The sequence below is a fragment of the Halomonas heilongjiangensis genome (assembly GCF_002879645.1).
In the GTDB taxonomy this organism is placed as follows: domain Bacteria; phylum Pseudomonadota; class Gammaproteobacteria; order Pseudomonadales; family Halomonadaceae; genus Halomonas; species Halomonas heilongjiangensis.
Window position 1 is genome coordinate 80558 of the sequence record NZ_PNRE01000036.1, and the last position, 21714, is coordinate 102271.

General features: G+C 66.8%; 15 protein-coding genes. 8 read left to right on the plus strand and 7 right to left on the minus strand.

What is annotated here, in order from left to right:
* Positions 1–50 precede the first annotated feature (50 nt).
* Together hemN and fnr are read left to right on the plus strand one after the other, a co-directional pair.
* Positions 51–1466, plus strand: a complete 1416-nt coding sequence (gene hemN, locus C1H66_RS08140; protein WP_102627391.1) for an oxygen-independent coproporphyrinogen III oxidase — start codon at positions 51–53, stop codon at positions 1464–1466.
* Positions 1467–1567: 101 nt separating this feature from the next.
* Positions 1568–2311, plus strand: a complete 744-nt coding sequence (fnr, locus tag C1H66_RS08145) for a fumarate/nitrate reduction transcriptional regulator Fnr (protein WP_102627392.1) — start codon at positions 1568–1570, stop codon at positions 2309–2311.
* Between the two features lie 273 nt (positions 2312–2584).
* Here the strand turns inward: fnr and ttcA are convergent, their stop codons facing one another.
* The 3 genes from ttcA to C1H66_RS08160 all read right to left on the minus strand — a co-directional run bounded on the left by ttcA (position 2585) and on the right by C1H66_RS08160 (position 6124).
* Positions 2585–3496 carry a tRNA 2-thiocytidine(32) synthetase TtcA gene (gene ttcA / locus C1H66_RS08150; protein WP_102627393.1) on the minus strand — a complete coding sequence of 304 codons (912 nt, stop codon included), beginning with the start codon at positions 3494–3496 and terminating at the stop codon, positions 2585–2587.
* 129 nt (positions 3497–3625) lie between these two features.
* Complete coding sequence (locus C1H66_RS08155; protein WP_102627394.1) at positions 3626–4252, minus strand: 3'-5' exonuclease; 627 nt, start codon at positions 4250–4252, stop codon at positions 3626–3628.
* A gap of 48 nt (positions 4253–4300) precedes the next feature.
* The gene (locus C1H66_RS08160; protein ID WP_102627395.1) at positions 4301–6124 is read right to left on the minus strand and encodes a DUF294 nucleotidyltransferase-like domain-containing protein; all 1824 of its coding nucleotides are present in this window, start codon (positions 6122–6124) and stop codon (positions 4301–4303) included.
* Positions 6125–6648: 524 nt separating this feature from the next.
* Here C1H66_RS08160 and C1H66_RS08165 point away from each other — a divergent pair.
* The 4 genes from C1H66_RS08165 (at position 6649) to C1H66_RS08180 (ending at position 13382) form a co-directional block, all read left to right on the plus strand.
* Positions 6649–6909, plus strand: coding sequence for a DUF4212 domain-containing protein (locus tag C1H66_RS08165; protein WP_102627396.1), 261 nt, complete (start codon positions 6649–6651; stop codon positions 6907–6909).
* A 6-nt stretch (positions 6910–6915) separates the two neighbouring features.
* The gene (locus tag C1H66_RS08170; protein WP_102627397.1) at positions 6916–8712 is read left to right on the plus strand and encodes a sodium:solute symporter family protein; all 1797 of its coding nucleotides are present in this window, start codon (positions 6916–6918) and stop codon (positions 8710–8712) included.
* Between the two features lie 157 nt (positions 8713–8869).
* Complete coding sequence (locus C1H66_RS08175) at positions 8870–9325, plus strand: hypothetical protein (protein WP_306417644.1); 456 nt, start codon at positions 8870–8872, stop codon at positions 9323–9325.
* A gap of 106 nt (positions 9326–9431) precedes the next feature.
* Positions 9432–13382: a hybrid sensor histidine kinase/response regulator gene (locus tag C1H66_RS08180; RefSeq protein WP_102627399.1), complete on the plus strand. Its 3951-nt coding sequence runs from the start codon at positions 9432–9434 to the stop codon at positions 13380–13382.
* A 327-nt stretch (positions 13383–13709) separates the two neighbouring features.
* On the opposite strand, the gene C1H66_RS08185 is transcribed toward C1H66_RS08180, so the two are convergent.
* From C1H66_RS08185 to C1H66_RS08195, 3 genes are all read right to left on the minus strand, one after another.
* On the minus strand, positions 13710–14372 hold the full coding sequence (locus C1H66_RS08185; RefSeq protein WP_102627400.1) for a LuxR C-terminal-related transcriptional regulator: 663 nt from the start codon (positions 14370–14372) through the stop codon (positions 13710–13712).
* Positions 14373–14597: 225 nt separating this feature from the next.
* Positions 14598–16547, minus strand: coding sequence for an acetate--CoA ligase (gene acs / locus C1H66_RS08190; protein WP_102627401.1), 1950 nt, complete (start codon positions 16545–16547; stop codon positions 14598–14600).
* A gap of 154 nt (positions 16548–16701) precedes the next feature.
* Positions 16702–17262 (minus strand): SprT family zinc-dependent metalloprotease, encoded by a 561-nt coding sequence (locus C1H66_RS08195; protein ID WP_102627402.1) that lies wholly within the window; start codon positions 17260–17262, stop codon positions 16702–16704.
* Positions 17263–17335: 73 nt separating this feature from the next.
* On the opposite strand from C1H66_RS08195, the gene C1H66_RS08200 reads away from it, so the two are divergent.
* Complete coding sequence (locus C1H66_RS08200) at positions 17336–17983, plus strand: YecA/YgfB family protein (RefSeq protein WP_102627403.1); 648 nt, start codon at positions 17336–17338, stop codon at positions 17981–17983.
* A gap of 23 nt (positions 17984–18006) precedes the next feature.
* Here C1H66_RS08200 and C1H66_RS08205 read toward each other — a convergent pair whose 3' ends face one another.
* The gene (locus C1H66_RS08205; RefSeq protein ID WP_102627404.1) at positions 18007–19128 is read right to left on the minus strand and encodes a phospholipase D-like domain-containing protein; all 1122 of its coding nucleotides are present in this window, start codon (positions 19126–19128) and stop codon (positions 18007–18009) included.
* A 128-nt stretch (positions 19129–19256) separates the two neighbouring features.
* Here C1H66_RS08205 and plsB point away from each other — a divergent pair, with 128 nt between their 5' ends.
* Positions 19257–21713, plus strand: coding sequence for a glycerol-3-phosphate 1-O-acyltransferase PlsB (plsB, locus tag C1H66_RS08210; protein ID WP_170064119.1), 2457 nt, complete (start codon positions 19257–19259; stop codon positions 21711–21713).
* Position 21714: the final 1 nt, after the last annotated feature.

The following is a 21714-nucleotide window of genomic DNA, read 5'->3' on the forward strand; positions in this document are numbered from 1 at the left end:
CGGGCCGGCCCCGCTACCATCGGAGCATATCCATCATCCGGAGTGCCGCCATGACCGCTCACGTCAAGCGCGAAGGCCCAGAGGATTCCGCCCGGCTCGCCTGGGACATGGCACTGCTGCGCCGCTACGACACCCGCGGCCCACGTTACACCTCCTACCCCACGGCTCGCGGCTTCCATGAGGGCTTCGGGCCCGACGACTTCAGCGCGGCTCTCGCGCGCAGCAACGACCAGGGCCAACCGCTGTCGCTCTACATTCATGTACCGTTCTGCCGCAACGGCTGTTTCTATTGCACCCGCAACAAGATCGTCACCAGGGACACACGGCTGGCGGAAGCCTATCTGTCGCGCCTCGATCGGGAGATGGTGCTCAGCTCCCGCCACCTCGATGCCTCGCGGGAGATCCAGCAGCTGTACTGGGGCGGCGGCACCCCGACCTTCCTCGCCCTCGACCAGATGAGCGACCTCATCGACCGCCTCGATGCCCGTTTCGGGCTCTCGGGCTCGAGGGAGCGTGACTACGCCATCGAGATCGACCCCCGGGAGGCCAATGTCTTCACCCTGCGCCATCTGCAGGCCCTCGGCTTCAACCGCCTGAGCCTCGGTGTCCAGGACCTGGACCTCAGGGTGCAGCGGGCCATCAACCGGGTTCAGCCCCGGGTGCTCACCGAGTCGTTGATCGACGAAGCCGACCGTCTCGGCTTTCGCTCGCTCAACCTCGATCTGATCGTCGGCCTGCCGCTGCAGACCCGCGACAGCTTCGCCGAGACCCTGGCGCAGGTGATCGCCATGGCCCCGGCCCGGCTGTCGGTCTTCAACTACGTCCACCGGCCCGAGCGCTTCACCTCCCAGCGCCGCATTCATGTCGAGGACCTGCCCGGTCCCGAGGAGACGCTGGCGATGCTGCATGCCACCCTCGAGATGCTCTCCTCGGCGGGCTATGTGCATATCGGCATGGACCACTTCGCCCGCCCCGACGACAGCCTGGCGATAGCCCAGCGCCAGGGCACCCTCACGCGCAACTTCCAGGGCTACTCCAGCCATACCCCGTGTGACCTGATCGGACTCGGCGTCTCGGCGATCAGCCGGGTCGATGACGTCTATGCCCAGAATCCCGCGGAACTCGCCGCCTACGAGAGGGCGCTGGACGCCGGCCACATGGCCACCGACCGAGGGCGGCGCCTGACATTCGACGACCGCCTCCGGCGACACGCCATCGAACGACTGATGTGCGACATGGCGCTCGACCTCGGGGCACTGGGCCGCACCTTCGGGGTCGATGCCGAGACCCACCTGGCCGATCCCCTGATCCGGCTGGAGGTGGCCGAACGCGACGGCCTGGTGACGCGGGTGGGCCCCCGGCTCGTCGTCACGCCGATCGGCCGGCTACTGATCCAGCACCTCGCCATGGCCTTCGACGCCCACGCGCCGCCGCAGCTGGCAACGAGCGACTCCCGCAACGCGTGAGGGACTACCTCCAATGGCCGGAGGCTACCTCCAAAGGGATGCTTTGCCGGCCTGGGCTAATCCTCCATAATGGCGACAGAGTCACCATCATGGAGGAGAGCATGCCTGATACCGCGACCGGCAGGCGGCGTTCCCTGCTGCACGAGACCCGCTGCCAGACCTGCAGCCTCAGTTCGCTCTGCCTGCCGCTGGCGCTCGAGCTCCAGGACATGGACCAGTTCGATGCCATCATCCGGCGCCGCGCCCCCCTGAAGAAGGGCGAGGCACTGTTCCGCCAGGACAGCGCCTTCACCAGCGTCTACGCCGTGCGCTCGGGCAGCCTCAAGCAGGTCACCACCGAGGGCAGCGGCGAGGACCAGCTGACCAACTTCTACCTGCCCAGCGAACTGGTGGGCCTCGATGGCATCGACGAGGCGCGCTATCCCGGCACGGTGGTCGCGCTCGAGACCACCACCGTGTGCGAGATTCCCTTCGACCGCCTCGATGCCCTTTCCGAGGAGCTGCCGGAGCTGCGCGCCCAGCTCTACCGCAGCATGAGCAAGGAGATGCGCGACGATCGCCGCATGATGCGGCTGCTGTCGCGCAAGACCGCCGACCAGCGCCTGGCGACCTTCTTCGCCGGCCTCTCCGACCGCTTCCGCCGCCGCGGCTACTCGCCCTACAGCTTCCGCCTCTCCATGTCCCGGGCCGACATCGGCAACTACCTGGGGCTGGCGGTGGAGACGGTGAGCCGCATCCTCGGCCGCTTCCAGACGCAGGGACTGGTGGCCGTCTCCGGCCGCGAGGTCAATATCCTCGACCTGGCGGCGCTGACCAAGGTCGCCGAGGAGGAAGGCGCCCGCTAGAGCCAAGCGCCAAGCGCCAAGCGCCAAGCGCCAAGCAGGATCATGGTGGGTAACGCCTTGCGCGAGCGGCGCCGGGGACAGGTCGGAGTGGAGGTCATTCTCCATGGATGGAGAATGTAGCGCCCAGGGAAGGGTTCACAGCGCCTCCACGAAGGCCCTGTCGCCGGACAAGCCGCGACTTCAGGCACTGCCGTCATTCGAACAGAAACCCCGCCTGACTCATCGCCCGGCGGGGTTTCTCGTATCAATGGCAATAGCGCCGACAGCGGTCTTCTACAACTCGTTGAGGATATCGATGCGGTCGGCCTGCAGCCGGGCCTGCTTCTCCTCCAGGCCGGCGAAGTCGAACAGCTCACGGTCGGCCAGTTGCGAGGGCGCCACGTTGGTCACCGCCTTGAACATGCTCTCGAGCCGGCCGGGGTGCCTGGCTTCCCATTCGGCGAGCATCTCCTTGACCACCTGGCGCTGCAGGTTGGGCTGCGAGCCGCAAAGGTTGCAGGGGATGATCGGGAAGGCCATCAGCCGGGCGAACTCGGCGATATCCGCCTCGCGGCAATAGGCCAGCGGGCGGATGACGATGTTCCGGCCGTCGTCGGAGAGCAGCTTGGGCGGCATCGCCTTGAGGCTGCCGCCGAAGAACAGGTTGAGGAACAGCGTCTCGAGGATGTCCTCGCGATGGTGACCCAGGGCGATCTTGGTGGCACCGATCTCCTCGGCGAAGCCGTAGAGCGAGCCGCGACGCAGCCGCGAACAGAGCGCACAGGTGGTCTTGCCCTCGGGGGTCTTCTCCTTGACCACCGAATAGGTGTCGCGCTCGAGGATGTGGTACTCCACCCCGATGCCGTCCAGGTACTCGGGCAACACATGCTCGGGAAAACCGGGCTGCTTCTGGTCGAGATTGACCGCCACCAGCGAGAAGTTGACCGGGGCATTGCGCTGCAGGCTGCGCAGGACCTCGAGCATGGTGTAGCTGTCCTTGCCGCCGGACAGGCAGACCATCACCCGATCGCCCTCGCCGATCATCTCGTAGTCGATGATGGCATTGCCCACCTGGCGTCGCAGGCGCTTCTGCAGCTTGTTGAACTCGCGCCTGCCCTTCCCATCGAGGGTACCAAGGGGCGTGGCGTCATCTTCCGTGACAGGAGCGTCAACGGGGCTAGGGTCGAAGATCACGGCATCTTGCATGGTCGGGGCACTGCCAGAGCGGCTGGAAATGACGGGCGCCCATCCTACCACCGCCACCGCCCCCTGGCGACGGTAGGCCACCGTTCCCCCGCCGGGCCCCATGCCAAGCACCACCCTGGAGGCTCGGCCTCACGAGGTGCGCTTCGCCAGCATGGCGCCTCGCTCCAGGCGCAGGTACATCAGTGCCGTGGTCACCGCATCGCCCAGCGCGGTGTGCCGCCCCATCACCGGCACTCCCAGGGCGCCGGCCACCTGCTCGAAGCGCAGGCCGGGCTCGATCTCGGGATGGCTACGGCGTAACTGGCGGACATAGGTATGCGCCACGTCGATGCCGGCATTGGGCAGGTCGAAGCCGAAGCGCGGTCGCAGCTCCCGGTTGATGATCGCCAGGTCGAAGTCCAGGCACCAGCCCACCAGCGGCCGGTTGCCGATGAACTCCAGGAAGCGGCTCAGCGCCGTCTCGATGCTCTCGCCACCCTCCAGGTCGATGCCACGCAGGCCGTGGATGCATATCGAGTCTCCGCTCAACGAGGCGGGACGCTGCAGACGCAGGTCCAGCGATTCGCTGGCCAGCACCCGGTCGCCGCGGATCTTCACCGCGGCCAGCGATACCAGCTCGGCACTGCGGGTATCGAGCCCGGTGGTCTCGCTGTCGATGGCGACCAGCTCGTCACCGGTGTAGGGCTGGAACAGCCAGGCGTAGTAGCCGTCGGCCTGGCGGCGCCGATCGGCGACCCGGCGCAGTACCTTGAGCATGGGTTGACCTCCTGTAGGTAGTGTCGATCCCTGAAAGCACGCCCCGTATCACGAATATTCCAGGTGAAAGCGGTGCGACAGACGCTGCTTGAAATCCTTGACGATATGCAGCGCCTCGCGAAGCAGGTCGCGCTCCAGCGACGAGAGCTCCTGGACCACCACCCGGTCGGGCTTCTTGCCCTTGTCGCCCTCACCGCCCAGGCGTGCCAGTTGCTGCTCGAGGCGCAACTGGGTGAACAGCGACAGCGCCTCGCCCAGGTCCTCGGCGAAGCGAGCCTCCAGGCGGCCGTCCTCGGCCAGTGCCTCCAGGCGCTCCAGGGTCGAGGTAACGTGGATGCCTCGCTCCAGCGCCATGGCGCGCACCCCGTGGACGATGGGAAAGATGCCGCCCTTCTTGATGTCGATGCCGTGCTGGGGCTTCTTCAACGAGCCGAACAGGGTCAGCGGCGTGGAGAAACGCAACGCCGGGCGGGCAAAGTAGGAGAGCAGGATCTCGTCCCGGGAGCAGCGCTCGAACAGCTCCTCGCGGACCTGTTCGAGCAACACCGGATTGCCCGCCACCGCGTGGGAGTCGAGCATGATGGCGAGCTTCATCAGGCTGTCGCCATCGCGACTGGTCGCCCAACGGGCGATGCGGCCGCGCCACTGGGTCACGCTGCCGACCCACTCCGGGTTGGAGACCATGATATTGCCCGGGCAGGGCGGATAGCCGAGCTCGATCAGGGTCTCGGTGAACCGCTGCATCTGCTCGGCGCAGTCGGGCCAATCGAGGTCATCGGCCAGGATCAGGCCATTGTCCTGGTCGGTCTTGAGAATCTGCTCCCCGCGCCCCTCGCTGCCCATCACCATCAGGCAGCTGTCGCGGCGATGGGGCTCGTCGATCAAAAAGCCCCAGGCCTTGTTCATGATGCGACCGTTCAGGGCCGCCAGCAGGCCCATGGCGAAGCGCAGCTTGACCCCCTGGGCCATCAGCGCCCTCACCAGCTCCGGCGTTCGCCGACTGGCGGCGGCCAACGCCTCGAGGCTGTCCGCCTGTTCCACCTGCAGGCTGACGACATAGCTGCGACTGGAGAAGTAGCTGAGCACGTCGGTCAGCTCCACCACGCCGCAGGGCGCGTCCTGCTCCATGACGACCACCCGCTCGACCTGGTGGCGGGTCATCACCACCAGCACCTCGAACAGGTACTGGTCGGGGGTCACCGTCACCAGCTCGAAATGTGCGACCGCCTGCACCGGGCTGTCCTGCGCGCGCCCTTCCAGCACCAGGGCGTTGAGCAGATCGGTCTTGGTGACCATGCCCGCCCCCTGGTCGCCGTTGACCAGCAGGCTGTCGGCGTGACTGTCATGCAGGGTGGCCACCGCCTCGGCGATGGTCGAGGCCGGCCCCACGCAGAGCGGCTCGCGCATGCACTCGCTGACCCTGGCAAGCATGAAACCGGCCATGGTCACGCCGCCCTCGGCACGCTGCTCGGTCAACAGGCGAGCCTTGTGGGCCAGGGTCTGGCGAAAGAACTCGGCGAACGGGGGATACTCTTCGCACAGTTGCAGGAACAGCGCCTTGGGAAGTAGATAGCAGAGGCTCTCCTGCTCGGCACGGAAGCGGTAGCGGCTCTTGCCATTGAGGATGCTGATGGCGCCGAACAGGTCGCCCTGGGTGTAGTGGCCGATGCGCTCACGCGCGCTGGGGAGGGTCGTGTCCAGTTCCGCGACCTCGCCCTTGTGGATGATGAAGACGAACTCTCCGGGCTGACCGGTTTCGAGAATGATCTCGTCACGGTCGAAGTAGGCCAGGTCGACGCCACTGCGAACGCGCTCGCGTCCTTCATCATCCAGAAAGGTGAATGGCGGTTGAGAGAGATCGACATCGACCATGGGGCTGTCCTCGTTAGGCGGCTGTCTCACCCCGCAGGTTCATAAGCACATGACAGCCACGGTGGCTTCAAGATAGCAAAGTGGCGATTCAAGAAAGAACCTAGACAATCGTCCTATCCTTACCGACTTAGACCAACGTCATAACGGACACGTGATTAGACTATCGTCCCATGCATGACCGGCTAGACCATCGTCCTATGCTCGCCTTGCGGGGCCCGGAAACAACAGAGACGATGCTGCATAACCGCATGATTTATAGTGAAAAAAAATGACACTCTTCCATCGGTATTTTTTCATGATACCAAAGTCTGGGATTTATTTTTCCCACTCATTGCCCAGTATCAACCAAGAGCCATGCAGGGTAATCGCACGTCGACAATCCTTGCCGTCCACAGGCAGGCAACATCCTCGTACAGGACAGCCTTCCGATGGATAGTCGTTGTATACGTACGATTGCCCTGATGGGCCTGGGATCGATCGGTGCAACTTCTCACCCCCCCCAATAACAAGTGGAGAGCAACACCATGGCAGATGAGAAATCCAATGCCGCTGCTTACTGGAAGGCGAATGTCCGCCTGATTACCGGATGCCTGATTGTCTGGGCGCTGGTGTCCTACGGCTTCGCGATCCTGCTGCGCCCCCTGTTGTCGGGCATCCCCATCGGTGGTACGGACCTGGGCTTCTGGTTCGCCCAGCAGGGGTCCATCCTGACCTTCATCGGCCTCATTTTCTTCTATGCCTGGAGAATGAACAGGCTGGATAAACAGTTTGGCCTCGGGGAGTAAGCCAGCATGAGTCAGTTTGCCATCAACCTGCTGTTCGTGGGCGCCTCCTTCGCCCTCTATATCGGTATCGCGGTCTGGGCCCGAGCCGGTTCGACCAAGGACTTCTACGTCGCCGGTGGCGGCGTGCACCCGATCACCAACGGCATGGCGACCGCCGCCGACTGGATGTCCGCGGCCTCCTTCATCTCCATGGCCGGCCTGCTCGCCTCGGGTGGTTACGCCAACTCCTCCTTCCTCATGGGTTGGACGGGCGGCTACGTCATCCTGGCGATGCTGCTGGCGCCCTACCTGCGCAAGTTCGGCAAGTTCACCGTGCCCGACTTCATCGGTGACCGCTTCTACAGCAATACCGCCCGCCTGGTGGCCGTGGTCTGCCTGGTGGTGGCTTCCGTCACCTACGTCATCGGCCAGATGACCGGTGCCGGCGTGGCCTTCTCCCGCTTCCTGGAAGTCAGCAACACCTGGGGCATCTGGATCGCCGCCTTCATCGTCTTCCTCTATGCGGTATTCGGCGGCATGAAGGGCATCACCTACACCCAGGTGGCCCAGTACGTGGTGCTGATCGTCGCCTACACCATTCCCGCCGTCTTCATCGCCCTGCAGTTGACCGGCAACCCCATCCCCATGTTCGGCATGTTCAGCGTGCACAACGAATCCGGCATGCCGCTGCTGGCCAAGCTGAGTGAAGTGCTGGTCGAGCTGGGCTTCCAGGACTACGCCGCCGACGTGGACAACAAGCTCAACATGGTGCTGTTCACCCTGTCGCTGATGGTGGGTACCGCGGGTCTGCCCCACGTGATCATCCGCTTCTTCACCGTTCCCCGGGTGGCCGATGCGCGCTGGTCCGCCGGCTGGGCCCTGGTGTTCATCGCGCTGCTCTACCTGACCGCACCGGCGGTGGCCTCCATGGCACGCCTGAACCTGCTGACCACCGTCTATCCGGAAGCGAGTGGCCAGGTGGAGAACTACGAGGAGGCGATGGGCGATGCCCTGCTCTACGAGGAGCGGCCCGACTGGTTCAGGACCTGGGAAGAGACCGGCCTGATCACCTTCAACGACCAGAACGACGACGGCCGCATTCAGTTCTACAACGAAGGCAACGAGGCCTTCGCGTCAACCGCCGCAGAGCGTGGCTGGGAAGGCAACGAACTGACCGTCAACAACGACATCCTGGTACTCGCCAATCCGGAAATCGCCAACCTGCCCGGGTGGGTCATCGGCCTGATCGCCGCCGGGGGTATCGCCGCGGCACTCTCCACCGCTGCGGGTCTGTTGCTGGCGATCTCCTCGGCCATCAGTCATGACCTGATCAAGACCACCATCAACCCCAACATCACCGAGAAGGGCGAGATGCTGGCGGCGCGCATCTCCATGGGCGGTGCCATCCTGCTGGCCACCTACCTGGGCCTGAACCCTCCGGGCTTCGCGGCCCAGACGGTGGCCCTGGCCTTCGGTATCGCGGGCGCCTCGCTGTTCCCGGCCCTGATGATGGGTATCTTCTCCAAGCGGGTGAACAACAAGGGCGCAGTTGCCGGCATGCTGGCCGGCCTGATCGCCACCCTGCTGTATATCTTCACCTACCTTGGCTGGTTGTTCATCCCCGGCACCAACATGCTGCCGAACACGCCGGACAACTGGATCCTCGGCATCTCGCCGCTCTCCTTCGGTGCCATCGGCGCGATGATCAACTTCGCCGTGGCCTTCGCCGTCTCCAGTGCGACCGAAGAACCTCCGCAGGAGATCCAGGACCTGGTCGAGAGCGTTCGCTTCCCGAAAGGCGCTGGCGTAGCGATTGACCACTAAGCCATAATGGGTTCCTGACGCAGCGAGTCTGCGTCATGGAACCAAACCGGATCGGGCTTCCATGGGGAAGCCCGATTTCTTTGAGGAAGGTCGATTTATGTTATGGCATTTGATTGGCGCGATCTTTGCTGGTTTGGGCGCCGCGGGGATCGGCCTGATGTTGCGCTTCATCAGCGGCAAGCGGTTGCCGCGCTGGATCATTCCCGTCTGTGCCGGTCTCGGCATGCTGGGGTACCAGATCCACTACGAGTACTCCTGGTTCAGCCAGAAACAGGGCCAACTGCCCGAGTCGGCCCGGGTCGTCTCCATCGAGAAGGGCGGGGCCTTCTGGCGGCCCTGGACCTACGTCTTCCCCATGACCACGGCGTTCAGTGTCGTGGACCGGGACAACCTGGTGCCGACGCAGGTGGAAGACCACCGACTGGTCGAGTTCATTCGCTATCGCTTCGAACGACAGTACGTGGACCAGGTGACGCACCAGGCCTGGCTGATGAACTGCACCACCCGATCCCAGCTGCCCCTGGTGGGCGAGGAGCGCCGGCCACGCTTCGAGGACCTGAGCGATGTCGATGCCGACACGCCACTGTTCCAGGCGCTTTGCACCGAGGAGTGAGTCTGCCGTCCCTGGCAACTGACGGCCAGCGGTCGACCGAGCGACTCCCGGCTGCCCTCTCGGCCGCCATTGCCCTAGAATGGGCGCACAGAGAGGGGGAGTGCGCATGTTCGCCGGCTGGCTGCTGATCGCCGTTTCGTTGCTCTATATCGCCGTGCTGTTCGCCATCGCCTGGCGGGGCGACCGGCATGCCCGCGAGCACGGCGCGAGCCGGCGCCGCCCGGTGATCTATAGCCTGGCGCTGGCCATCTACTGCACCTCCTGGACCTTCTACGGCGCCGTCGGCCAGGCGGCCACCGCCGGCTGGTCCTTCGCCAGCATCTACGTCGGGCCGATCCTGACGTTCCTGCTGTTCTGGCCGGTGCTGGCCAAGATGATCCGTGTCGCCAAGCACCAGAACGTCACCTCGATCGCCGACTTCATCGCCTCGCGCTACGGCAAGACCCAATCCCTGGCGGCCTTCGCCAGCCTGGTGGCGCTGATCGGCACCCTGCCCTACATCGCCCTGCAGCTGAAGGCGGTGTCCACCTCCTTCGCCGTGCTCACCGATGCCGCCGACATCACCCGCACCCCGCTGTTCGGTGACACCGCCTTCTACGTGGCGCTGGTGATGGCGGCCTTCGCCATCCTCTTCGGCACTCGCCACACCGATGCCACCGAGCACCACGAGGGGCTGATCCACGCCGTGGCCTTCGAGTCGCTGGTCAAGCTGATCGCCTTCCTGGTGCTCGGCGCCTACGTCACCTGGGGCATGTTCGACGGCCTCGGCGACCTGCTGGGACGGGCCGAGACCCAGCTCGAGCTGCAGCGTCAGCTCGCCCAGCAGGACTTCGGCCAGAGCTTCTGGGCCCAGACCCTGCTCGCCATGCTGGCCATCCTCTGCCTGCCCCGCCAGTTCCACGTGGCGGTGGTGGAGAATACCCACCGCGACGATGCCACCAAGGCACGCTGGCTCTTCCCGCTCTACCTGGTGGCCTTCGCCTTCTTCGTGCTGCCGCTGGCCGCCGCCGGCCTGACGATGTTCGCCGACAGCGGCATCGAGCCGGATACCTATGTGCTGGCGCTGCCCATGGCCGCCAACAACGAGTGGCTGACCCTGCTCACCTTCATCGGCGGCTTCTCGGCGGCCACCGGCATGGTGATCGTCGCCGCCGTGGCGGTGTCGATCATGATCTCCAACGAGATCGTGATCCCGGCGCTGTTCCGTCTGCGCTGGTTCGACACCAAGGCCCGCGACTACGGCCGCCTGGTGCTGCGCGCGCGGCGCATCACCATCGCCGCGATCCTGGCCATGGCCTACGGCTTCTACCAGTTGATCGGCGAATTCACCTCGCTCGCCTCCATCGGCATGCTGTCGTTCGCGGCTGCCGCCCAGTTCGCCCCGGCGCTGATCGGCGGGCTCTACTGGAAGCGCGGCAACCGCCTCGGGGTGATCGTCGGCATGAACGTCGGCTTCGCCATCTGGGCCTACAGCCTGCTGATGCCGGCGATGATCTCCGCCGGCGTGCTGCCGGCACACTGGCTCGCCGGCGGGCCGCTCGGCATCGCCTGGCTCACGCCCACCTCGCTGTTCGGCCTCAATGTCGGCGACAGCTTCACCCATGGCGTCATGCTCTCGCTCGGCATCAACCTGTTCTGCTACATCTTCGTCTCGCAGATGACGCCCCAGCGGGTGGTCGAGCGCATCCAGGCCTCGCTGTTCGTCGACAGCGTCGAGACCCGCCAGACTTCGGTGAACCGCCCCTGGACCGGCGCCACCACCGTCGGCGACCTCAAGGTACTGTGCGAGCGCTTCCTCGGCGCCGGCCAGGTGAGCCGTGCCTTCGACGACTACGCCCGGCGCACCGGCAAGACGCTGGACGACAGCACCCGCGCCTCCATCGACGTGATCCAGTTCACCGAGCGCTTCCTGGCCTCGGTGCTCGGTGCCTCCTCGGCGCGCATCGTGGTCAACTCGGCGCTGCAGGGGCGCGGCATCGGCATCTCGGACGTGATCTCCATCGTCGACGAGGCCTCCCAGGTACTGGAGTTCAACCGCGCCCTGCTGCAGGCCACCATCGAGAACATCAACCAGGGCATCAGCGTGGTCGACCAGAACCTGCGGCTGGTGGTGTGGAACCAGCGTTACCTGGAGCTGTTCCGCTTCCCCGACCACCTGATCCGGGTCGGCGCCCCCATCGACCGTATCTTCCGCTACAACGCCCACAACGGCGAGTACGGCCCCGGCGACCCGGAGGAGCACGTGCAGCTGCTGCTCGACAACATCCGCGAGGGCCAGCCCCACCGCTACGTGCGCTATCGCCAGGACGGCAGCGTGCTCGAGGTCCAGGGCAACCCCATGCCCGGCGGCGGCTTCGTCTATACCTACCAGGACATCACCCAGCAGAAGCGCATCGAGGAGGCGCTGATCCGCTCGGAGAACAACATCCGCATCTACACCGACAACGTGCCGGCGCTGATCGCCTACTTCGACAAGGAGTGCCGCTATCTCTTCACCAACCGCGCCTACGAGCAGGCCTTCGGCATCGACCGCAACGCGGTGATCGGCAAGCGCATCGAGCAGGTGATCTCCCCGGAGATGGCCCGCGACCGGGCCCCCTGGATCGAGCGCGCCCTGGCCGGCGAGCGGGTCAGTTTCGAGGTCTCGCTGGCCCTGCCCGAGGGAACCCGCCACATGCTGGTCACCTATACGCCGCACTTCGGCGACAGCGGCGCGATCCTCGGCTTCTTCTCGCTCTACCAGGACATCACCGAGCGGCGTCTGGCCGAGATCGCCCTCAAGGAGACCAACGAGACCCTGGAGGAGCGGGTCCGCGAGCGGACCCAGGCGCTCTCCGAGGCCAACGCCGCCCTGCGTCAGGAGAACCGGGTGCGCGCCGAGGCGGAGCTGGCGCTGCGCCAGGCCAAGCAACTTGCCGAAGACGCCAACGCCTCCAAGACCCGCTTCCTGGCCGCGGCCAGCCACGACCTGCTGCAACCGCTCAATGCCGCGCGGTTGTTCACCTCGGCGCTCTCCCAGGAGATGGATGCGGTGGACATGCGGCGCACCATCGGCCATATCGACAACTCGCTGCAGGCCGCCGAGGAGTTGCTCGGCACCCTGCTCGACATCTCCAAGCTCGACGCCGGGGCCCTGACCCCGCGGCGCAACCACTTCGCCCTGGCCGATGTCTTCCGCCCGCTGCGCGCCGAGTTCGAGGTAATGGCCGAGGAGCGTGGCCTCGACCTGGTGGTGGTACCGACCCGCGCCTGGGTCGACAGCGACCCCCAGATGCTGCGCCGCATCGTTCAGAACTTCCTCTCGAACGCCATCCGCTATACCCAGGAGGGGCGCGTGCTGCTGGGGTGTCGCCGCCACGCCGGCCGCCTCGCCATCGAGGTGTGGGACTCGGGCCCGGGTATCCCCGACTCCAAGCAGGCCGAGATCTTCCAGGAGTTCCGCCGCCTCGACCAGGCCTCGCGACACAAGGAGAGCGAGAAGGGCCTCGGCCTGGGCCTCTCCATCGCCGACCGCATGAGCCGGGTACTCGACCACCCCATCAAGGTGCGCTCCCGGGAAGGCGCCGGCACCATGTTCTCGGTCAGCGTGCCGGTGGTGGCGGCGCGCAGCGAGGCCGAGCAGGCCGAGGAGGCCACCCCCAGGCGCGCCGGCAACAAGCTGGCCGGCACCCGGGTGCTGTGCATCGACAACGAGTCGCTGATCCTCGAGGGCATGAAGGCGATGCTCTCGGGGTGGGGTTGCGAGGTGTTCACCGCCACCACCATCGGTGGCGCCAAGTCGGTGCTGCGCCATCTCGACGGCGACCCGGATGCCATCCTCGCCGACTACCACCTGGACAACGAGGTCACCGGCCTGATGGCCCTGGAGGCCCTGGGCGAGCGGCTGGAGGGTGCGATACCGGGCATCGTGATCACCGCCGACCGTACCGAGGAGGTGGCCGAGGAGATCAAGCGCAGCGGCTACCAGCTGCTGCTCAAGCCGGTGCGCCCCGCCGCCCTGCGCGCCCTGCTCACCCGCACCCTGCAGGCGAGCCGGGCGGCCAGGCAGGAGGGGTAGCGCGCTGCGCGAGAGCTGGAAGCTGGAAGCTGGAAGCTGGAAGCTGGAAGCTGGAAGCTGGAAGCCAAATGGTACCGGGCGACTGCCGACGCAAGCGGCGCCGGGGACAGGCCGGAGCGGGGGTCATTCTTCATGGATGAAGAATGTAGCGCCCAGGGAGGGGTTCACAGCGCCCCCGCGAAGGCCTGTCGCCGGGGAAGCCGCGATTTCGGATCCCCGACAAGCGGCCAGGCATTATGGTCTAACCGTGGGCTGCCACCATCAGGAGGCCTTCGGCCTCCATTCGCCCAGCAGAGCTGGGCTCCTACAGGCTGCCCGAAGTGCGGCTCAGGACTCGACCTTGGGCGGCTCGACCTCGAGCTTCTGGGCGGCGATCACCGCCTGGGTGCGGGAGTGCACCCCGAGCTTGCGCAGGATGGCGGTGACATGGGCCTTGATGGTCGCCTCGGAGACGTTGAGCTCATAGGCGATCTGCTTGTTGAGCAGGCCTTCGGTGAGCATGTTGAGCACCCGGAACTGCTGCGGGGTCAGCGAGGCGATCGCCTCGGCGAAGCGGGTCTCCTCCTCGTCGGACTCGCCCATGGCCGCGGCGAGCTCCGCCGGCAACCACACCTCGCCGTCGAGGATCTCGCCCACCGCTTCGGCGATCAGCGCAAGCGACGACGACTTGGGAATGAACCCCGAGGCGCCGTAGTCGATGGCACGGCGCACCACATGGGGCTCGTCGCTGCCGGAGACCACCGCCACCGGGATATCCGGGGTCTGGCCTCTCAACTGAATGAGACCAGAAAACCCATGCGCTCCCGGCATATGCAGGTCGAGCAGGATCAGGTCGGCATCCGGATGACGGGTCACCACCTCGGTGGTGGCCTCCATGGTGTCCGACTCGACGATCTCGGCCTGGGGCGCCAGCTGCCGCAGTGCCTGGGTCAGGGCCGCACGGAACAGCGGATGGTCATCGGCGACGATGAATTTCTGGGCAAAGGCCATGGATTCTCCTCCGGTTCCTCGAGCAGCGGGCCGACGGCCGCCATACTGGGCTCTTCTATCGATGACGGCATGTTACCCCATGCGGGAAGGCTTTCCCAAGCGCTCGACGAGGGTTGTCGACAAGCGGCGTCAACGAACACGAAAAAGCCGACCACGGGGGCCGGCAGAAAAGGGGCAGGCGGGGCGCCGATGGGCGAGTGGCGCCCCTGCCGACGGTCCCTGCCGTCAGCGATTGGCGCGGTGCTCGATCAGCTCGTCGACCACCGACGGATCGGCCAGGGTGCTGGTGTCACCCAGGCCATCGCACTCGTTGGCGGCGATCTTGCGCAGGATACGGCGCATGATCTTGCCCGAACGGGTCTTGGGCAGGCCCGGGGCCCACTGGATGACGTCCGGCGAGGCGATCGGCCCGATGTCCTTGCGCACCCACTGGGTCAGCTCCTTCTTGAGCGCGTCGGTGGGCTCGACCCCCTCGGTCAGGGTGACGTAGATGTAGATGCCCTGGCCCTTGATATCATGGGGGAAGCCGACCACGGCCGCCTCGGCCACGGCATCGTGCGCGACCAGCGAGGACTCGATCTCGGCGGTGCCCATGCGGTGGCCGGAGACGTTGAGCACGTCGTCGACGCGGCCGGTGATCCAGTAGTAGCCATCCTCGTCGCGACGGCAGCCGTCGCCGGTGAAATACATGCCCTGGTAGGTGGAGAAGTAGGTCTGGACGAAACGGTCGTGGTCACCCCAGATCGAGCGCGCCTGGCCGGGCCAGGAGTCCAGGATCACCAGGTTGCCCTCGGTGGCGCCCTTCAGCTCGTTGCCCTCGCTGTCGACCAGCGCCGGCACCACGCCGAAGAACGGCAGGGTCGCCGAGCCGGGCTTGAGGTCCATGGCCCCCGGCAGCGGCGAGATCATGATGCCGCCGGTCTCGGTCTGCCACCAGGTATCGACGATCGGGCACTTCGAGTTGCCGATCACCCGGTAGAACCACTCCCAGGCCTCGGGGTTGATCGGCTCGCCCACCGAGCCAAGCAGGCGCAGGCTGTCGCGCCGGCTCGAGGCCATGACGTCATCGCCATGGGCCATCAGGGCACGCACCGCGGTCGGCGCGGTGTAGAGGACGCTGACCTTGTGCTTGTCGACGATCTCGCCCATGCGGCCATGGGTCGGATAGCTCGGCACCCCTTCGAACATCAGGGTGATGGCACCGTTGGCCAAGGGCCCGTAGACGATGTAGCTGTGGCCGGTGACCCAGCCCACGTCGGCGGTGCACCAGTAGACCTCGCCGTCCTGGTAGTCGAAGACGTACTGGTGGGTCAGGCTGGCGTAGGCGAGGTACCCCCCGGTGGTGTGCTTGAGACCCTTGGGCGCCCCGGTGGAACCGGAGGTGTAGAGGATGAACAGCGGATCCTCGGCGTTCATCTCCTCGGCCGGGCACTCGGTGGGCTGGCGATCGACCAGGTCCTGATACCAGACGTCGCGGCCGTCCTGCCAGTCGATCTCGCCTCCGGTACGCTTGACCACCAGCACCTTCTCGCAGACCCCGGTGCCCGGGCGGGTCAGGGCCGCATCGACGTTGTCCTTCAGCGGCACCTGCTTGCCGCCACGCACCGACTCGTCGGCGGTGATCACCAGCTTGGAATCGGCGCCGACGACACGCTGGGCCAGGGCATCCGGCGAGAAACCGCCGAACACCACCGAGTGGACGGCGCCGATGCGCGCGCAGGCCAGCATGGCCACGGCCGCCTCGGGGATCATCGGCATATAAAGGGTCACCACGTCGCCCTTGCGGACACCCAGCTCCTTGAGGCCATTGGCCAGCTGACAGGTGTGCTCGTAAAGCTCGCGGTAGGTGACGTGCCGGGAATCGGCGGGGTCGTCGCCTTCCCAGATGATGGCGGTCTGGTCGCCGCGGGTCGCCAGGTGGCGGTCGAGACAGTTGGCACTAGCGTTGAGGGTGCCGTCCTCGAACCAGCGGATGTCCACATTGTGCGAATCGAAGCTCGTCTGCTTGATCTTCGTCGGCGCCTTGATCCAGTCGAGACGCTTCGCCTGCTCGGCCCAGAACCCTTCCGGATCATCCAGCGACTGCTGATACATGGCCTGGTACTTGGCCCTGTCGGCATGGGCATTGGCGGCGAAGTCGTCGCGTACCGGATGGACTTTCTGCTGTTCGGTCATGGAATTGCCTCTTCCGGGAGATGCACCCTGGTTAACGTCGCCGGCCGCATCGTCGGGCGAGCCGGCACCTTAAAGGTGACACCAGCATATACCGCTGGCCACGGCCTTCCCTTTAGACATTGGTAGCAACATTTTTCCTTTTTAGCACAACAACTTACGAACCATTTTCGGGCATGGCGAGGCCGAGATAGACCAAGGTCTGAGCACAGTGACGGCAGCGGTAGCGATGCCCCCGGCGGGCCAGGGCGTGGCGGCGGGCGGTGAAGCCATGCTCGCGACAAGCGCAGCGGTAGCGGTGCGGCGCGGGACTCGCCCGGTGGGTGTCGAAGCGGTGGGTGGTGCGGGGCTCGAGGCCGAACAGCCGACGCATCACCGTCTGCCACTCGCGGCCATGGGGCCGGGCCAGGTGACCATCGTCGAGGTGCTGCACCAGCCAGTGGGCCATCTCGTGGGGCACCACCTCGACCAGGAAGGCCTCGCGGTTCTCGGCCAGCAGCACCGGATTGAAACGCAGCCCGCCGCGGCCGAAATGGGCCTGGCCGGCGGACTTGCCGCGCAGGTCGCACCACACCCGGGGGCGCGGCAGCCCGGAGTGTACCTCACGACACAGCCGCCAGGCGGCCTCGACCCGTTCGTGCAGGGCGGCCAGCAGCGCCTCGTGGTCGAGGGCGGCCAGCCGGTCGGGATCGGGATGGGGCAGCACGGGGGTCTCCATGGGATGCTAGAATGACGCGCCAGCCACGGGGCGGCAAGCCACGCGACACCCCTGCCACACAGCGAGATGCCCGATGTCCGATACCCCCCAGCCTCAACCGCTGCTCGACGACGACGACCTCGACCTGCTCGACGACTTTCTCGATTCGGAACGCGTCGACGCCGAGGCCCTGGACCTGATCGGTGCCCACGGCTTCCTGGTGGCACTGGCCGTGGCGCCCAGCGACGTGCCCCCCGCCAGTTGGGTCGCCGAGCTCTTCCACGGCGAGCCGACCTTCGCCGACGACGCCGAGCGCGAGACCATCCTCGGACTGCTGGAAGCGCTCAGGCGCAACGCCATCGCCGCCCTGGAGCAGGGCCTGCTGCCGGAACTGCCCTTCGAGCTCGTTCTCGACGGCCTGGCTGCCGAGGAGACGCCGATCGGCGACTGGTGTGCCGGCTTCATGGAAGGGGTCTTCCTCGACGAGGCGGCCTGGTTCGAGGAGGACGAGGAGACTGCCGCCACCCTGCTGCTGCCCTTCATGGCACTGTCGGGCCTGTTCGACGAGGAGCCGGACATGGCCGAATTCACCGCCGACACCGCGCGGCTCGAGGCCCTGGTCGCCCAGTTGCCGGAGCTGGTGCTGGATCTCTATCTGCACTACCGCGTGCCGCCGGAAACCCCCAAGCCTACCCCGCGCAAGAAGAAGCCCGTCGGTCGCGATGGCAAACGCAAGCGGTAAGCTGCTGGCCCGGCGAAGCCGGGCTACCTCAGTCGCGTCAGCAGCCCGTCCAGGCTGCCGAACAACCACTCCTTGAGGCGCTGCCAGCGGGGGCGCCGGGACCACTCCTCCCGGCGGATCTCGCGGCTGGTGGCGAAGCTGCGCTCGAACAGCTCGACCACCTCCTCGGCGAAGCGACGGTCATCCACCTCCTGATTGGCCTCCAGGTTCCAGTGCAGGCTCCAGTGATCGAAGTTGCACGAGCCGATGCTCGTCCAGTGATCGGCGAGCGAGAACTTGGCGTGGATGAAGGTGGGCTGGAACTCGAAGATCCGCACCCCGGCCTTGAGCAGACGACCGTAGAAGCGCTGGCCGGCGTAGCGCACGCCGGGGTGGTCATGCATCTCGCCGGGCAACAACAGGCGCACGTCGACCCCGCGGCGGGCCGCCCGCGCCAGGCGCAGGCGCAGGCTGAAGGTGGGCACGAAATAGGGCGTGCAGATCCATATGCGCCGGCGTGCCGACGACACCTGGCGCTGCAACGAATGGCGGATCGCCTGGTAGCGATAGCCCTGGCCCCAGACCACCCGTCCGCGCATGCCCCGGTAGTCCTCGTGGGGCGACACGTCCAGGCGCAGGTTGTGCACCAGATCAGGCTGGCCGCTGCCCCGGGTCAGCGGCGAGTCCCACAGGCGGCAGAACAGCCGCACCCAGTCGGCCACCACCGGCCCCTCGATGCGCACGGCCACCTCATACCAGGCGTCGAGGAACTCGTCGACCGCGCCGAAGCCGCCGGTATAGGCCACTCGGCCGTCCACCACCAGCAGCTTGCGGTGGTCGCGGGTCAGGTTGCGAGCCAACGAGTGGAACCCCAGGGGGTTGAAGAAGCGCAGTGCCACCCCGCCTGTCTCGAGGCGCGTCCGATCCCCCCCGGAGAGCCCCATGGCGCCATAGCCGTCGAGCATCAGCATCACCGTCACGCCGCGCTCGACGGCCTTGAGCAGGGCATCGACCAAGGCCGAGGCCAGGCGGCCGGATTCCATCAGGTAGAGCTCGATCAGGATCGACTCGCGCGCCTCCTGGACCGCCTCGAACATGGCTGGCAGGAAGCGCGCCGATTCCGGCAGCAGCTGGAAGTGATTGCCGTCTCTCCACATGCCGTGCATGGCCGCGTCCCTGTGCGATTCTCCACCGCATTGACGCACGTTTGCCGGGCCAGGAAAAGCCGCGCCCCTGACCGACGGGGCCGCGATGGCTATACTGGCCACCTCGTCTCCTCAGCCAAGGCAATCGGATGGCCTTCATACGCACGCTGATGATCCCCTTGCGCGCGCCGCTGCGGCGGCTGATCGCCGCTTGGGTGGAGCTTCGCCTGATCGAGCCCGCCGTCGATGAGCTCGATCTGGATCCGGCGCTGCCGGTGCTCTATGTCCTGCCCCACCCGGCCCTCTCGGATGCCCTGCTGCTCGAATCGCTCTGCCGCGCCCACGGTCTGCCCTCGGCCGCCGGCCGGCGCCAGGTGGGCGAGATCACCCTGCCGGCCTGCCTCGCCCTGCCCTCTCCCGGCCGGCGCCTGTGGCGACGCACCGCACGGCTCGAGGCCCCCTTCCTGGGGCTGCTCGAGCAGCGTCGCAGTCACCCCGAGCACGAGGTGCAACTGGTCCCGGTCAGCGTCTTCTGGGGCCGGGCCCCGGGCAAACGGTTCGGGTTCTGGAAGATGCTGGCCGCCGACAGCTGGCAGTTCACCGGCCGCCTGCGCCGGGCGCTCTCGGTGCTGGTCAACGGCAAGAACGTGGAGCTGCACTTCGGCGCCCCGCTCAAGCTCGGCGACCTGCTCGACGCGCGCGGTGCGACCCTCGCCAACCGCAAGACGGCCAGGCTGCTGCGCGTGCACTTCCGCCGCCTGCGCACCCGGGTACTGGGGCCGGATCTCTCCCACCGTCGCATCCTGATCGAAGGCGTGTCGCGCAGCCCCGAAGTACGCCAGGTGATCGCCGAACAGGCCACGAGCGAGAACCGCTCGCCCGCGCGACTGCAGAAGCGTGCCCGGCGCTACGGGCGCGAGATCGCCTCGAACATGGCCTACCCGGTACTGCGCTTCATGGACGGCCTGCTCAAGCGGCTCTGGAACCGGCTCTACGATGGCGTGGACGTCCATGGCCTGGAACGGGTCAAGGCGCTGGCCGGCGACCATACCCTGGTCTACGTACCCTGCCACCGCAGCCATATCGACTACCTGCTGCTCTCCTACGTGCTCTACCGGGATGGCCTGATGCCACCGCACATCGCCGCCGGACGCAACCTCGACATGCCGCTGATCGGCCCGCTGCTGCGCCGTGGCGGCGCCTTCTTCCTGCGCCGCAGCTTCCGCGACAACCGGCTCTATGCGGCGGTGTTCAACGAGTACCTGCACCGGCTGCTCTCCCGCGGCCACCCGCTGGAATACTTCATCGAGGGCGGGCGCTCGCGCAGCGGGCGAATGCTCGCCGCCCGCCCCGGCATGCTGGCCATGACCCTGCGCTCCTATCTGCGCAGCGCCGCCGGCAGCGGCCAGCAGCGGCTCGCCTTCGTGCCGGTCTATATCGGCTACGAGCGGATCATCGAGAATGCCAGTTACCAGCGCGAGCTGCGCGGTGGCAAGAAGCGCAAGGAGAGCCCGCTGGCTCTGCTACGCGTGCTCGGCCAGCTGCGCCAGCCCTTCGGCCGGGTGACGGTGAACGTCGGTGAGCCCCTCACCCTGGCCGCCTATCTGGACCGGGAAGTCGGCGACTGGCGCCATGCCCTGGGCGAGGAGCGCCCCGCCTGGCTCACGCCGTTGATCCCCCGGCTCGGCGAGGAGCTGTGTCGGCGCATCAACGCCGCCGCGGCCCTCAACCCGGTCAACCTGGTGGCCCTGGTGCTGCTGGCCACCCCCCACCACGCCATCGAGGTCAGCCTGCTCGAGCGCCAGCTCGCCCTGCTCGCCGACCTGCAGCGGCGCCGTCCCGGCGGCGTCCATGCCAGCCTCCCGGCGGGCACCCCCAGCGACTGGATCGACCAAGTGGTGGCCCTGGGCATGGTCGAACGGCGCCCCCATCCCCAGGGCGACATCCTGCTCGCCGATGCCGGCCAGGCCGGCCTGCTGGCCTGGTATCGCAACAATGTGATGCATCTCTTCGCCCTGGCCGGCCTGGTCGCCTTCGCCTTTCGCCACCGGCCGACGCACCGCCTGGAAGCCCTGGAGGCACTGCTCGCCCCCTGCTGGCCAATACTGGCCCGGGAACTGGTCATCGAGCCACCGGCCTCGCTGCGTGAAGGGGTGACCGAGATGCTCGACCTGCTGGTCGACCAGGGGCTGCTGGAACGCACCGAGGAGGGGTGGCATTGCCCCGAGGAACCCCTCGAGGCCGGCGAACGGCTGCGCCTGCTCGGGCAACTGATGCAGCCCTCGCTGGAGCGCGGCTATCTGCTGCTGGCGGTGCTGCTCGACGCCGGCCCGGGCGAGCTGGTCGCCGAGGCGCTGGCCGAGCGCAGCCGCCAGTTGGCCGAGCGGCTGGCCCTGCTGTCGGGGCTCGATGCCCCGGAGTTCTTCGATACCCGGCTGTTCGCCAGCCTGGTGGAGAGCCTGGAGCGAGAGGGCTGGCTATGGCGCGAGGAGGAGCGACTGGTGTTCGACGAGCGGCTGCGCCTGGCCGCCCGGCGCTCGCGCGAGCTGTTCGATCCCGCGCTGCGCCATCGGCTGCAGCTGATCACCCGCCGCCCCAACGAGTGAC